This is a genomic window from Labrys sp. KB_33_2, from assembly GCF_052114505.1.
Classification (GTDB): domain Bacteria; phylum Pseudomonadota; class Alphaproteobacteria; order Rhizobiales; family Labraceae; genus Labrys.
Window position 1 is genome coordinate 69,452 of record NZ_JBFREW010000017.1, and the last position, 13,758, is coordinate 83,209.

General features: G+C 62.2%; 12 protein-coding genes. 3 read left to right on the plus strand and 9 right to left on the minus strand.

Translation table 11 applies throughout. The features are described from left to right. Positions 1 to 27: 27 nt before the first annotated feature. The 8 genes from AB4037_RS26905 to AB4037_RS26940 form a co-directional block, all read right to left on the minus strand. Entirely contained in the window at positions 28 to 1,095 is a 1,068-nt protein-coding gene (locus AB4037_RS26905) for a dipeptidase (protein ID WP_441773544.1), read from the minus strand. A gap of 145 nt (positions 1,096 to 1,240) precedes the next feature. Further along, complete coding sequence (locus AB4037_RS26910) at positions 1,241 to 2,416, minus strand: serine hydrolase domain-containing protein (protein WP_441773545.1); 1,176 nt, start codon at positions 2,414 to 2,416, stop codon at positions 1,241 to 1,243. A 138-nt stretch (positions 2,417 to 2,554) separates the two neighbouring features. Next, on the minus strand, positions 2,555 to 3,703 hold the full coding sequence (locus tag AB4037_RS26915; protein WP_441773546.1) for a porin: 1,149 nt from the start codon (positions 3,701 to 3,703) through the stop codon (positions 2,555 to 2,557). Between the two features lie 95 nt (positions 3,704 to 3,798). Continuing rightward, positions 3,799 to 4,560: an ABC transporter ATP-binding protein gene (locus AB4037_RS26920; protein WP_441773547.1), complete on the minus strand. Its 762-nt coding sequence runs from the start codon at positions 4,558 to 4,560 to the stop codon at positions 3,799 to 3,801. Then, positions 4,557 to 5,423: an ABC transporter ATP-binding protein gene (locus AB4037_RS26925; RefSeq protein WP_434960367.1), complete on the minus strand. Its 867-nt coding sequence runs from the start codon at positions 5,421 to 5,423 to the stop codon at positions 4,557 to 4,559. Before AB4037_RS26925 ends, AB4037_RS26920 begins: the two co-directional genes overlap by 4 nt. 17 nt (positions 5,424 to 5,440) lie before the next feature. Further along, on the minus strand, positions 5,441 to 6,367 hold the full coding sequence (gene nikC, locus AB4037_RS26930; protein ID WP_441773548.1) for a nickel transporter permease: 927 nt from the start codon (positions 6,365 to 6,367) through the stop codon (positions 5,441 to 5,443). Continuing rightward, the gene (locus tag AB4037_RS26935; protein ID WP_434960369.1) at positions 6,364 to 7,446 is read right to left on the minus strand and encodes an ABC transporter permease; all 1,083 of its coding nucleotides are present in this window, start codon (positions 7,444 to 7,446) and stop codon (positions 6,364 to 6,366) included. The genes nikC and AB4037_RS26935 overlap by 4 nt, the downstream gene beginning before the upstream one ends. A gap of 3 nt (positions 7,447 to 7,449) precedes the next feature. Continuing rightward, complete coding sequence (locus AB4037_RS26940; protein ID WP_441773549.1) at positions 7,450 to 9,093, minus strand: ABC transporter substrate-binding protein; 1,644 nt, start codon at positions 9,091 to 9,093, stop codon at positions 7,450 to 7,452. Between the two features lie 320 nt (positions 9,094 to 9,413). On the opposite strand from AB4037_RS26940, the gene hisC reads away from it, so the two are divergent. Continuing rightward, positions 9,414 to 10,529: a histidinol-phosphate transaminase gene (hisC, locus tag AB4037_RS26945; protein WP_441773550.1), complete on the plus strand. Its 1,116-nt coding sequence runs from the start codon at positions 9,414 to 9,416 to the stop codon at positions 10,527 to 10,529. A gap of 18 nt (positions 10,530 to 10,547) precedes the next feature. Continuing rightward, a complete protein-coding gene (locus tag AB4037_RS26950) occupies positions 10,548 to 11,285 on the plus strand; it encodes a TetR/AcrR family transcriptional regulator (protein WP_441773551.1) in 738 nt (245 codons plus the stop codon). 169 nt (positions 11,286 to 11,454) lie between these two features. Here the strand turns inward: AB4037_RS26950 and AB4037_RS26955 are convergent, their stop codons facing one another. After that, positions 11,455 to 12,315: a LysR family transcriptional regulator gene (locus tag AB4037_RS26955; protein ID WP_441773614.1), complete on the minus strand. Its 861-nt coding sequence runs from the start codon at positions 12,313 to 12,315 to the stop codon at positions 11,455 to 11,457. Positions 12,316 to 12,411: 96 nt separating this feature from the next. Between AB4037_RS26955 and AB4037_RS26960 the strand changes: the two genes are divergently transcribed. Next, a complete protein-coding gene (locus AB4037_RS26960) occupies positions 12,412 to 13,749 on the plus strand; it encodes an aspartate aminotransferase family protein (RefSeq protein WP_441773552.1) in 1,338 nt (445 codons plus the stop codon). The last annotated feature ends 9 nt before the right edge of the window (positions 13,750 to 13,758 follow it).

Consider the following 13,758-nt stretch of genomic DNA (forward strand, 5'->3'; position numbering starts at 1 on the left):
ACCGGTGCCGGTGCTGAGCCTCAGCGTTCAGCCAATCGTCCGCTCCAATATGCCAACCCAGTTCTTCCAAGCGATCTTCGCGATCAGCTCCTCTCCGTAGCCGTGCTGGCGGAAGGCTTCGATCAGCCGTGGAAGCCCCGCTGCGTCGCCGATCTCGGGTGGAATGGGCGCTCCGTCGAAATCCGAGCCCAGGCCGACGCCGTCCTCGCCCACCTTGTCGAGCAAAGTGTCGATATGGCGCAGCATCATCTCGAGATCAGCACCCTCGGCGGTTGGTCCCCCGGGATTGAGGAAGCTCGTGGCGTAGTTCAGGCCCACCATGCCATGCGTCTCGCGGATGGCGCCGAGTTGCCAGTCGGTGAGGTTGCGCGCATGCGGGCAGATGGAATGCGCATTGGAGTGGGTTGCCACCAGCGGGGCATCGCTAAGGGCGGCAACATCGCGGAAGCCCTTTTCGTTGAGATGCGACAAGTCGATCATAATCCTCAGCTGATTGCAGGCCTTGACCAGGGCTTTGCCGGCGTCGGTAAGGCCCGGGCCGCTATCTGGCGAGGATGGATATCGGAATGGCACGCCATGGCCGAAGATGTTCGGCCGGCTCCAGACCAGGCCAAGCGAGCGCAGGCCGGTGGCGTGCAACACGTCCAGCATGGCAAGATCGGGATCGATCGCTTCAGCACCCTCGATGTGGAAGATGGCGGCGAGGGTGTCTTGCGACATGGCGTTGCGGATGTCCGCTGCGTTGCGACACACGCTCAGGAGCCCGGCACGCTCCAACCTGAACAGGATCGAGGCCATGCCGAGGGTAGCGATGCGCGCCTCCTCCATCGGCAGGGGTGGTGGTAGGGGCTCGTCATTGCTGGGGATCGGGATGGCCGCTCCGGCCTTGGCCGCGCCTTCCTCCTGCGGCGGGGCGAAGATCGCGAACATACCACCGGCAAGGCCGCCTTTGCGGGCGCGTGGCAGGTCGATATGCCAATCTGCCGGTGCGCCTTGTGAAAAGATCCGCATCTTATCGGGCTCCGGCGCGTGATAGAGATTAAGCAGCGCGTCGTTATGACCGTCGAAGACGGTGACGAGATTGTTTTGGGTCATGATCGATCCGTGTGATGCATTTCTTCGAAAATTGATGCGTCTTCGACGGAGAAAAGGCGTTTCGATGAATCGCAGTTCTTTCGAAGGCGAAGCTGTCCCGGCAACTGGCCTCCGATCCATTCCTGTCCTGAATCCCGCGAAAAGCTCATCCCGAAAGCTTCGCGCCAGCGAGGAGATCTTCGGTCACGGAACTCCTGAATTTGTCGTTCGCGTCTGCCTTGTCGATGTTCATCAGCACCGCGACGGCATGGCTGCGATCCTTGCTCAGCGCCACCATGTTCGTCGCGCCGGTATCACGGCCGGAATGGCCGACGAAGGAGTGCCCGTCGATCTCCTCCGAGACCCAGCCCAGCCCTTGATAGGGTGTGATCTTCGGATCGACCTGGCGGCGCAACATGGCTGAGACGGCACGCGGGGATAAGATCAGGTGCCCATCGGTTTTTCCACCGAGCATGGCATGCAGGATGGTGGCAAGATCAGCCACCGAACAGCGCAGCATGCCGGCGGGGACGTCTGGATAGCCTTCCTGCGGCAGTTCGACGAAGGCATTGTTCTCGAACTTGTAAGGCTTGGCCAGCATGTCCGGCTTGAATTCCTTCAGATACCAATGAGCGTTGCGAATGCCGAGTGGTTCGAAGATGTTGGCCTCGGTATAAGAAAAAAAGCTCCGCTTGCTGACATGCTCGACGACATAGCCGGCCAAGGCGATGGCGATGTTGGAATAGTCCCATTTCCTGCCAGGCTTGGCTTTGAGGAACGACTTGTCCGGCGAATAAGCCCGCCCGCCCTCCACAAGATAATCCTTGAGGAAGCTCGACAGGCTTTGCGTCGGATCTCCCTCGCTGGAGAAATCCTCATAGCCCTCATCCGAGATGCTGGATGTGTGGGTGAGAAGTTGGCGCGGTGTGATCGGCAAATTGGGATGATTAGGGTTCCTCACCGGGAAATCGATGAACTTGTTGACATCATGGTCCAGATTGTAGCCGCGGCGCTCGAACAGCTGGACCAGGGCCGAGGCGGTGACCAGTTTGCTGACCGAGGCGAGATGGAGGGGCGTGTCGACGGTAAGCTTGCGGTCCTGCTTCAGATCAGCAAAGCCGAAGGCTGCCTTATAGCGTGTCGAATGACCCCTGGCGGTTATCGCCACGGCCACTCCCGAAACATTGGCGGCCTTCATGCGTGCGGGAATGCTTGCTTCGAAATCGAAGCGCCAGGCATCGAATGACTTGTTCGGCTTGTCATCGGCCAGGGCAAGATATCCCTGGGGGATGAGAAGCCCGGCCAATCCCATCTTGAGCAATGAACGTCGCGTCGAGATCATGGTCGATACTCCTGTCTGGCGGCTTTGCCGCTGATTAGGTCTGGGTGCTGGAACTTGAGGAAGTGATTCAGGCTTCAAGGCTCGCGGGATGACGGCTGCGTCGGCGGCGCCGTAGCCGCGGGCCATGGCTGTTTCCGGTCAGAAGAAGCGGGAGATGCGCATGCCGGCAAGCCAGCTGTCGAGGCTGCGGCCGGCCCGGTTATCCGCGAGGGAGGCCGGAATTGTCTCCCGGCTCCAGGCAAATTCGCCGCTGAACCGCACATCTTTGGACAGCGAATATTTGAGATTGGTGCCGAGCCAGCCGGCCCGGTATTCGCCAAAGCCGGTGGTGTCGATAGCGGTCCGGCCGACATTGAGATAGCTGCCGAACACGGCGCCTGTCAGCTTGGGCGTCAGATTCATGCCGATCTCGCCGCTGACCGCCCAGGATGCCACATTCGTCAGGCGCCCGTCATCATCGACATAGGCGTCGGGCGCGGCGCCGATGGAGTCGCGCAGCATGCCGATGCCGCCCGTGGTGTAGCGCGAGGCGCCCTTGGCATAGGTCACCTCCGTGACGACATAACCGCCGGCCGTGGCCGGAACGTTGAGGCTGAGCGAAGCACCGAGGGCATAGCCCAGGGTCGATTTCGTCCTCTGGCGGCTGGCATGGTTTTCATGCAGGGCGGCCGAGAGCATGGCTGCTCCCCAATCCTTGTCGAGGCGCAGATTGGCGACGAGATCGGGCAGGCGTTGATGCCCAATGCCCTCGGCCTTATCGGTCTCCTCGAAGCGCAGAATGGCTTCCTGCCGGTTCTCGCCGTGTTCGAGCGCGATCGTGCCCGTCACCCCGTCACCGAATGTCGCCTTGTAGGCCAGGAGATTGACGACGTCCTGTTCGCCGAAATAGTCGGCGAACATCGTGCTGGAATAGAAGTCATCATACATGCCGAACACCGAGTGGGCGTAGCCCGCGGTCAGGCCGGCGAATTGAATGAATGCGGTGTCGAGAACGGTGCTGCTGCCGTCCTTGGCATGTTGGGCGCCGCCATAGCCGTAGATGGTGATGAAGGAGCGCAGCGTGCCCCATTCGGTCTTCGTCCTGGCGTCGAAATCGAGGGCCGCCCGGCTCCTGAACTCGGTTCTGTCGGTGTCCCTGGCAAAGGCGGTGCCACCACGCAAGAGATAGTCGGCCCGCACCTCGCCTGCGATCTGCAGACAGGTATCGGTGCCGGGAAGCAGGAAGAAGCCCTCGCCATAGTCGCGGCATGCCGAGAGGCTTTCGGCGTACGCATCTGACCCTTGCAAAAAGACGGCACTCAACGTCCCCAGAACCAAGCCTGGTCTAAGCATGTTCCCACCCATGTCTTTATTGGCGTTGTTTTAGTCTGCGAAAGTCTTGTTCAGTCAGAATCGGATTGTCGGCGCACGAAGCCCTCGCTGGCGCGTAGAAGGTTGGCGGTGTATTGCTGGCTGACGCGACCGGCGACGAGATCCCCAGCGGCGAGTTCTTCCACGCTCTCGCCGTTTTGCATCACCATCAGGCGTTCGCACATGTGGTGGATCACGCCGAGATCGTGACTCACCATCAGGAAGGTGAGCTTGCGCCAGCGCCGCACATTCTCCAGGAGGTTCAGCACTTCCGCCTGGACGGAGGCATCGAGCGCGGAAGTGGGCTCGTCGAGCAGCAGGATCGACGGTTCGAGGATGAGGGCGCGTGCGATCGCGACGCGCTGGCGCTGGCCGCCGGAGAGCTGGTGCGGATAGCGGAAGCGAAAGCCGTTGCCGAGCCCGACCTCGTCCAGCGCACGCTGGATGCGCCTTTCGCCCTCGCCGATGCCGTGGATGGCGAGCGGCTCCTGCAGCAGACGGTCGACGGTCTGGCGCGGGTTGAGCGAGCCATAGGGGTCCTGGAACACCATCTGCACCTGGCGGTAGAACGCCTTGTTGCGGCGATGGTCGAGCAGCCTGCCGCCAACCGTTATGGTACCGGCGGCGACGGGCGCGAGCCCGGCAATGGCGCGCAGCAGGGTCGATTTGCCCGAGCCGGATTCGCCGACCAGGCCGAAGGATTGACCGGGCTGTACGTCCACACTCACGCCCTTGAGGGCGCGGAAACGGTCGAAGACGACTTCCAATCCCGCGACGCAAAGCGCTGTCGTCATAGGGCCCACTCCGGCATGCGATCCAATACAGGCAGGGGGTGGCGGTCAGCGCCGATCCTGGGCATGCAGTCGATGAGGCCGCGCGTATAGGGATGCTGGGCGCGGGTGAGGTCGGAGGTCGCCAGTTGTTCCACGACCTTGCCGGCATACATGACAACGACACGGTCGCAGAAGGACGAGACCAGACGCAGATCGTGCGAGATGAAGATCAGGCCCATGCCGCGCTCGGCGACCAGACGGTCGAGGATGGCGAGCACGTCGAGCTGCACGGTGACGTCGAGCGCCGAGGTCGGCTCATCGGCGATCATCAGTTCGGGGCTGGCGATCAGCATCATGGCGATCATGGCGCGCTGGCCCATGCCGCCCGACACTTCATGCGGATACAGGTCGAAGACACGTCCGGGGTCGCGGATCTGCACGGCGGCCAGCATGTCGAGCGCCCGCTCGCGGGCCTCGGCCCTGGAGACCGCCTCATGCGTCCGCAGTGTCTCGACGATCTGCCGGCCGATGCTCATGACGGGATCGAGCGAGTATTTGGGATCCTGCAGGATCATGGCGATGCGCTTGCCGCGCAGGACCCGTCGCTCGGCAGGCGATGCGGCGAGAAGGTCGATGCCGTCGAAGGTGAGCTTTGCCGCACGGATGCAGGCCTGCGGCGTCAGCCCCATGATGGCTCGGCCGGTCTGCGACTTGCCGGAGCCGGACTCGCCGACAATGCCAAGCCGCTCACGTCTGAGTGAGAAGGAAGTGCCGCGCACCACCTCGGCCGTGCCCGAGCGGGTGGGGTAGGTGATGCGAAGATCCTCAACCTCGAGCAGAGGGCGGCCCGCCGCGGCCATTGCGGTCATCGTCGTATTCGTCATGTTGTTGGCATCCGTGTTCATTGGTCGGCACTGCGCGGATCGAGCGCATCGCGCAACCCGTCTCCGAGCAGGTTGAAGCCGAGGCTGACGGCGAGGATGGCAAGGCCCGGTGCCGCGGCCACCCACCACTGGTCCAGGATGAAGCGACGGCCGGAGGCGATCATCGCGCCCCATTCCGGCAGGGGCGGCTGCGCACCCAACCCGACGAAACCGAGGCCGGCGGCGACGAGGATGATGCCGGCCATGTCCAGCGTCACGCGGATGATGAGCGAGGACGTGCACAGCGGCATGATATGACGCAGTACGATGCGAAGGGGAGAGGCACCCATCAGCTGCACCGCCTTGATGTAGTCGGAATTGCGCACCGTCAGCGTCTCGGCCCTGGCGATGCGGGCATAGGGGGGCCAGGAGGTGATGGCGATGGCCAGCACCGCATTTTCGATGCCGGGGCCGAGGGCGGCGACGAAAGCTAGCGCCAGGATGAGGTGGGGGAAGGCGAGGAAGATGTCGGTGATGCGCATCAGCACCGCATCGGTCCAGCCGCCGGCATAGCCGGCCACCGTACCGATCAGGAGCCCGATCGGTGCAGCGATGATGGCCACCAGCACCACCACGAACAGCGTCAGGCGCGAGCCGCAGACGAGGCGCGAATAGATGTCGCGGCCAAGATCGTCGGTGCCGAACCAATGCTGGAGGGAGGGGGGCTGGAGGCGCGCATGCTTCAAGTCGCCGATCACCGGCGAATAGGGCGCGAGTTGGTCGGCGAAGATGGCCACGAACAGCAGGGCCAGGATGATGACAAGCCCGGCCACCGCCAGCCGGTTGGCGCGGAAGCGCTGCCACGTCACATAGGCACGGCCAAGCCTGGCTTGCCAGCGTGAACTCGGCCGCTCCGTAAGCAGCCATTCGCGACGGGATATCGTCAATCGTTCTGCCGCGCTCATGGCGTCTTCGTCCTCGGATCGAGCAGTCGGTAGAGCAGGTCCGCGAACAGGTTGATGGCGATGAACACCGAGCCGATCACCACGGTACCGCCCAGCACCGCATTCATGTCCACGTTCTGCAGCGAGTTGGTGATGTAGAAGCCGATGCCCGGCCAGGAGAACACGGTCTCCGTCAGCACCGAGCCTTCAAGCAACCCGGCATAGGAGAGCGCGATCACCGTCACCAGCGGCACCGCCGCATTGCGTAGCGCATGCCCCCAGATGATGCGTGGTTCCGAAAGGCCTTTGGCGCGCGCGGCCACGACATATTCCTGGGAAAGCTCGTTTAGCATGAAGGAGCGCGTCATGCGGCTGATATAGGCGAGCGACAAATAGCCCAGCAGCGAAGCCGGCAGCACGATGTGCCGCAGGACATCATGGACGACGTCCCATTGACCCTGCATGAGCGCATCCAGCAGGAAGAAGCCGGTGACGGGCGTGAACGAATATTCAAAGGTGATGTCAATGCGGCCGGGAAAGGCGACCCAATGCAGCTTGGCGTAGAACAGCACCAGCGCCAGCAGGCCCAGCCAGAAGATCGGCACCGAATAGCCGACCAGGCCGACGACGCGCACGATCTGGTCGGTCAGGCTGCCTCGCCTGACCGCCGCCAGCACGCCGAGTGGAATGCCGACGACCGAGCCGATCAGCGTGCCGAGGGTCGCGAGCTCGATGGTCGCTGGGAAGACGCGGCGGATATCGGCCATGACAGGATTGGAGGTCAGCACCGAGCGGCCGAAATCGCCGGAAAGCACGCCCTTGAGATAAATGTAGAACTGCTCGATCAGCGGCAGGTCCAGGCCCATTTCGCGCCGCGTGCGCTCTATTACGCTGGCCGGCGCGCGGTCGCCTAGCACCGCCAGCACGGGGTCGACGGGGACTACTCGGCCGATGAAGAAGGTCACCGCCAGCAGGCCGAGATAGGTGGTAAGGGCGATGACGAGGAAGCGTGCGACGGATTTGGCGAGCGCGAGAGCGCGGCCACCCCCGCTGGCCGGCAGCGCCTGTGTTTGCGTGATACCCAGAAGAGGCGATGCCACCTTCTATTCCTTTGTGATGTCGGCGACGAAATTGGTGTCGAAGCTCGGCCCGAGCTTGAGGCCCCTGACGTTGGTGCGCACGCCGGCAACCTCGGTCTGCTGGAAGATGAGGGCGAAGGGACCGGTTTCGAGCACCTGCTTTTGAAGGCGCTGGTATATTTCGACCCGTTTGGCGGTGTCTTTCTCCAGGAGAGCGGCCTCAGCTTCCTTGGCTAGTTCCGGCACGGCCCAGCCATTGCGCCAGGCCAGGGTCGTGTCCTTGCTGTCGTCCGAATTGTCGATGTTGGTGGCGAAATTCTGGGCGTTGGAATTCGGGTCGAAATAATCCTGGCCCCATTGGCCGATATAGATGTCGTGGTTGCGGGCACGGTATTTTGTGAGCGTCTGCTTGTCGTCGCCGGGGATGATCTCGATCTTGATGCCCGCTTCGCCGGCCGTCTGCTGGATGGATTCGGCGATCCCCGTCACCGGCTGGATACTGGTTACGTCCATGGTCACCGAGAAGCCGTCCTTCAGGCCGGCCTTCTCCAAGAGCGCCTTTGCCTTGGCAACGTCGAGCCTGAAGGGGTTGTCGTCGAGCTCGCCCAGCACACCCTTTGGCAGGAAGGTCTGGTGGGTTCCGCCGATACCCTTGATCAGGGTCAAGCCGATCGCGTCGTAGTCGATCAGATATTTGAAGGCCTGGCGTATTTCCGGCTTGGCCAGCTTCTCGTTTTTCTGATTGAGGCCGATGTAATAGAGCGTCGCCTTCGGTGCGCTGGTGAGAGCAATCTTGTCGTTCCTGGCCACGGCATCGAGATCATTGGGCGCAAGATTGCGGGCGACGTCGATATCGCCGGCCTCCAGCGCCAGCCGTTGGGCTGAGCTCTCCTTCATATGGCGATAGATGACGCGGGCGAGCTTGGCCTTGTCGCCCCAATACTTGTCGTTGCGATCCATGACGACGGCTTCGTTGGCGCGCCATTCACGCAACGTGAACGGTCCGGAGCCGGCCGTATGCGCCTTCAGCCAGTCATTGCCGAAGTCATTGTCATATTTGTAGTCCGCGCTGGGCGTTACCGGGACGACATGCTCAAGCACCAGTTTCTTGTCCACGACGGCCGCCACGGTTGAGGCCAGGCAGTTCAGCACGAAGCTCGGCGCATAGGGCTTGTCGATCGTCAGCACGAAGATGTCGGGCGCCGCGGCCTTCGCCTTCTCGACAACATTCTGGCTGGAGAGGCCGAGCTGGCCGAGAATGAAGCCCGGGCTCTTGTCCAGCTTGATGATGCGCTCGAACGACCAGGCCACGTCCTCGGCTGTCAGCGGATTGCCGGAGGCGAAATTCAAATTGGGTTTGAGCTTGAACGTATAGGTCAATCCGTCGTCGGAGACGGTCCAGTTCTGCGCAAGGTCGCCCTTGACCTTGGACGGATCGGCCACGTCGAAACGCACCAGGAGATCGTAGATATTGGCGCTGATCTCGGCGGTGGAGAGCTCATACGCCTCGCCGGGATCCATGGTGATCATCTCGTCAATGGCGAAACCCTCGACCAGCGTGTTGGCAGGCGTCGCCGCCAGGGCGGGCGCCATGGTCATGAGCAGCGCTGAAACGGCCGCATTTACGAGCCAGCGGCGTGGGCGAAAGACGGTCTTTTCCACAAACATGTGAACTCCTCCCCTGGTTGCCGGAGTCCCGCATGCCGGCCCGGTTTGGCCGTTCATCCGCGCTGAGGCTCTGGCATTTGCGTGCGGCGTTGCAGACGCAGCAACGGCGATCCATCTGTCCCGGGCTCGAAGCCGTTTTTGTTCAGTGGACAATAAAATATATGTATAGACTTTTTGCGATGTCAATGATGTTTTTTGTGCGCTGATCAAAAGCTGGTCGAGGCAGGGGGCGGAGCCCGCGGATCCACCAGCTGCGTCCGGCGGGTGCACAAGGCATCGCAAAAGCGCCATCAAAAGGCGCCTCACCAGGAGGTTGGAACATGCACTCGGTTCAGAAGAAGGCACTCAGGCCGCGCCAGGAGGTCGCAACGCTTCCCCTCTATAATGCGGGCATCTCGATCGCGGCTGCGCGACTGGCCAGCGGGCGGCAGGACATTGCGGCCTTGGCGAGCAACGAAAATCCCCATGGCACTTCGCCGGCGGTGCCGACGGCACTGGGCTCCCTGGTGCCGTCGCGCTACAGCGATTCGGCATGCACCGCCTTGCGGCGGGCGCTTTCGGCGAAACTCGGCGCTGACTCCGACCGGATCGTCTGCGGAAACGGGTCGGAAGAGTTGATCGCTGCCCTCTGCCGCGCTTATCTCGGCAAGGGCGATGCCGTGCTCACTATCGCCCCCTGTTTCGGTCTGCACGAAATCGAGGCGATGGCAGCGGGAGCGCAGGTGACCAAGGTGCCGATGACGGCAGCCTTCGACTATGACGTCGATGCGCTCGTGCGCGAACTGGCGCGCGGGCCAAAGATCGTCTTCATCTCCTCACCTTCCAATCCGGTCGGCAAGGCCCTGTCGCGGCCCCAACTCGACCGCCTGCTGGACGCGGTGCAGCCTGAAACCCTGTTCGTGCTGGATGAGGCCTATTTCGAGCTGATCGACCCCGATTATCCCGATGGGCTCGGCGTGCTGGCCGATCGGGCAGGCCTGTCCTGGGTCGTATTGCGTACCTTTTCCAAGGCTTATGGCCTGGCCGGCCTGCGCGTCGGTTACGGTATCACCTCGGATGACGGCATCGCCCGTAGCATGCGCACAACCCTAACACCCTTCAACGTCAACGCGGCCGCCCAAGTGGCTGCCATCGCCGCCCTCGGTGATGAGGGTTGGATGCGTGGGGCCGTCGCGCAGATCCGCCGTGATCGCACCCTCCTGGCCGATCGCCTGCGCGTCATGGGTGTGGGCGTCATCCCGTCGCAGACGAACTTCCTGTTCCTTGATCTCGCAACGGAGGCCGCATCTGTGGCTAACGCCTTGCTTCGGAAGGGCATAATCGTCAAACCATGGCGGGAGGCCGGCTATACCAACTTCCTCAGAGTGAGTATCGGAACGGCAGGGGACAATGAACGATTTGCACGCGAACTCGGGCACGCCCTCGGCCTTGCCTGACAGCAAGAGGCGGTGGCGGTGAGCGAACATCCTCCGGCAAAGAAACGGCATGTGGGCCGGGCTGCCGCCATCGGCCTGACCCGGGAGCGCATTGTCGAGGCCGCCATCGCGTTGATCGACGAGGACGGGCTGGGGGGATTTTCCGTCCGCGCCCTCGCCCGCCGCCTCAATGTCTATCCAGCCGCGCTCTATTGGCATGTCGGCGGCGACAAGACCGACCTGCTCGCCGAAATCTCCGGCTCGCTGATCGCCAGCCTGATGTCGCCGGCAGATCTTCCCGACGACTGGCGCGAGACGATCCGGCTGCTATTCCGGCGTTTTCGCGCGCGCGTCCACCAGCATCCGCATGCCGCGCCTCTGCTCGGCCCGCATATCCGCTCGAACGGTGCCCCGAACGCGCCCTGGGTCGAGATCATCCTGAAAGCCTTGACCCAGGCCGGATTTGAAGGCCAGCGCCTGATCGACGCCTTCAACGCCGTTGTGGGGGCATTGGAAGGCTATATCACCATGGAACTCGCTGCCGATGGCGCGAGCGAGGGCTCGCAATGGGTCCAGGCCTTCGACGCGGGCCTGGGTGAGCTCGACGCGACGCGCTTTCCGCTGATCACAAGGCATTTGCCGCAAATGTACAATCGAGCTTTCGTGATGCGCTGGAAGAGCGGCGATGCCGCTCCGCTCCAAGAGGGCTACGACTTCCTGATCGAAACCCTTATTCTCGGTCTGGAGGCACAGGCGAGGCTTGGACGGGATCTTTGAGAGCAGCCTATTCGACGATTGCGATCTTCGAGCCATGAGGGACTGCAAGAAGCACGGATCGCCGCCGAGGTTCTGGATCGGTCGTTAGAACGATCGGAGAACGGCCGGCTCGCGCAGGGAGGGTCAATGATGACGCCTTACTGCATTCAACTGTTATCCAAAACGTGAGCTATAGGGACGGAAGGACCCGCCGGATGTGATCAGCAAAAGCCTCGATCGCGGGCGACCGTTCTTCTTCGGCAAACGCAATCAAGATGCCTAGCTGGGGCAGGGACGGAAGAGGTGCCTTGAGAATGAACAGGTCTGCAGGCACGGCTTCTTGAGTCATGACACTTATTGCGAGCCCCGATCGTGCAACGCCTATCAGGCCTGCAATACTGTTGCTCGCGTATGATATTTTAAAGCGTAGTCCGGTGCGGGCCATGGCATCGCATGCGGCCCTATGATCCATGGCGTTCGAAGCCGGTAAGGCCATCGGCACCGTATCGCCAAAATCATGCAGCTCCAGCGTCGGCTTGCTGCCTACCCACACAAGCGGTTCCGCACGCACCACGTCCTTCGATGCATTCGCATCCGGAATCGACACAAGCGCGAGGTCGATCTGGCGCGCGCGTAAAAGCGGATGCAGCTCGACCGTCGGCGCTGAAACGACCTTGATCTCCACATCGGGATAAATCGCTCCGAAACTTTTCAGCAGCGTCGGAAAGAAGGCGATCAGATAATCTTCCGGGCTGCCGAAGATGATCGAGCCATGCAGGCCCTTACCCGAGAACACCGAGACGGCTTCGTCATGAAGTTTGAGAATGCGCTCGGCATAGCCCAGGAAGCGCTCTCCGCTTCCCGTGAGACGAACGCCGCTGCCGCTCCGGTGAAACAGGCTTTGGCCGCCCAAGGCTTCCTCGAGCCGCTGAATCTGCATCGTAACAGCCGATTGGGTGCGACCAACCTGGATGGCCGTCGCGCTGAGCGTTCCCGAATGAGCTGCGCGAATGAAGGTCGCCAGCAACCTAAGGTCAAGAGAGGGTTGCATATCAATTCCATTGATATCGGAATCCAACAACTATCAAATTTACTGCAATCCCGCCAGCCGGTAATCATGGCTCCAGCGCTTTGATGAGGCTGCAAGATGTCAAAAAACTTGGATAAGACGTTCTGGGCGTCGGCAGGAAAGCACCTGATACGATATGGCGGCACATTCGAGCCCGCGATCATCGAGCGTGCCGAAGGCTCCTTTGTCTACGACGCCGATGCCAGGCCGATCCTTGATTTCACGTCCGGGCAGATGAGCGCGTTGCTCGGCCACGCGCATCCCCGGATCGTCCAGACGGTTAGCCGACAGGTTGAGACGGTCGCGCACCTCTTCAGCGGCATGCTGTCTCGTCCAGTGGTCGAATTGGCCGAACGCCTCGCCGTCCTGGCGCCCGGCCTTGACAGGGTGTTGTTGCTGTCGACCGGGGCAGAGTCGAACGAGGCCGCCATCCGTATGGCCAAGCTGGTGACGGGCAGGCACGAAATCGTCGCCTTCTCGAAGAGCTGGCATGGCATGACCGGCGTCGCCGCCTCGGCGACCTACAGTGCCGGGCGTAGAGGCTATGGACCTGCGGCGGTTGGATCCCTCGCAATACCCGCGCCCAACAGCTTCCGCCCACGCTTCAAGCACGCCGATGGCTCACTGGACTGGCACACCGAGCTCGACGATGCCTTCAATCTGGTGGACAGCCAGTCGACCGGCAGCCTGGCGGCCTTTATCGCCGAACCGATCCTGTCCAGCGGCGGCATGCTGGAGCTGCCGCAGGGCTATCTCAGCGCCCTGAAGCAGAAATGCCGCGAACGCGGAATGTTGCTCATCCTTGACGAGGCACAGACCGGTATCGGTCGCACCGGCGACATGTTCGCCTTCCAAAGGGACGGCGTTACGCCTGACATCCTCACCCTATCGAAGACCATCGGAGCAGGCCTCCCTCTGTCGGCCGTCATGACGACGACGGAGATCGAAGAGGCAGCACATGAAAGGGGCTTCCTTTTCTACACCACCCATGTGTCCGATCCGCTGCCGGCAGCTATCGGTCTCGCGGTGCTCGACGTGGTTGAAGAGGAGAACCTTGTCGAACGGGCCCGATATCTGGGTGCGAGGCTGTTCGACGGCCTGACGAAACTCAAGCTGCGCTATGACTGTATCGGAGACGTGCGCGGCCGTGGCCTCATGCTGGGGGTCGAGATCGTGAAGCCCGGTCAGAACAAGGATCCCGACCATGAGCTTGGCGCGCGGATCGCTGCCGAAGCATTCCGGCGCGGCCTCAGCATGAACATCGTCAAGCTTCCGGGCATGGGCGGCGTGTTCCGCATCGCGCCACCTCTGACGATTTCGGAAGAAGAACTCGACCTTGGACTGGGCATCATTGCAGACGCCATCGAAGCCGTGTTCGCCACGACCTCGGATCGCCCCGGCATTGCTGCAGAGTAAAGGAAACGC

What these genes read in the sequence shown, in the direction of transcription:
- AB4037_RS26905 (WP_441773544.1), bottom strand. Translation starts at nt 1,095, where the DNA reads ATGACCCAAAACAATCTCGTCACCGTCTTCGACGGTCATAACGACGCG.
- AB4037_RS26910 (WP_441773545.1), bottom strand. Translation starts at nt 2,416, where the DNA reads ATGATCTCGACGCGACGTTCATTGCTCAAGATGGGATTGGCCGGGCTT.
- AB4037_RS26920 (WP_441773547.1), bottom strand. Translation starts at nt 4,560, where the DNA reads ATGACGACAGCGCTTTGCGTCGCGGGATTGGAAGTCGTCTTCGACCGT.
- AB4037_RS26925 (WP_434960367.1), bottom strand. Translation starts at nt 5,423, where the DNA reads ATGACGAATACGACGATGACCGCAATGGCCGCGGCGGGCCGCCCTCTG.
- nikC (WP_441773548.1), bottom strand. Translation starts at nt 6,367, where the DNA reads ATGAGCGCGGCAGAACGATTGACGATATCCCGTCGCGAATGGCTGCTT.
- AB4037_RS26940 (WP_441773549.1), bottom strand. Translation starts at nt 9,093, where the DNA reads ATGTTTGTGGAAAAGACCGTCTTTCGCCCACGCCGCTGGCTCGTAAAT.
- hisC (WP_441773550.1), top strand. Translation starts at nt 9,414, where the DNA reads ATGCACTCGGTTCAGAAGAAGGCACTCAGGCCGCGCCAGGAGGTCGCA.
- AB4037_RS26955 (WP_441773614.1), bottom strand. Translation starts at nt 12,315, where the DNA reads ATGCAACCCTCTCTTGACCTTAGGTTGCTGGCGACCTTCATTCGCGCA.
- AB4037_RS26960 (WP_441773552.1), top strand. Translation starts at nt 12,412, where the DNA reads ATGTCAAAAAACTTGGATAAGACGTTCTGGGCGTCGGCAGGAAAGCAC.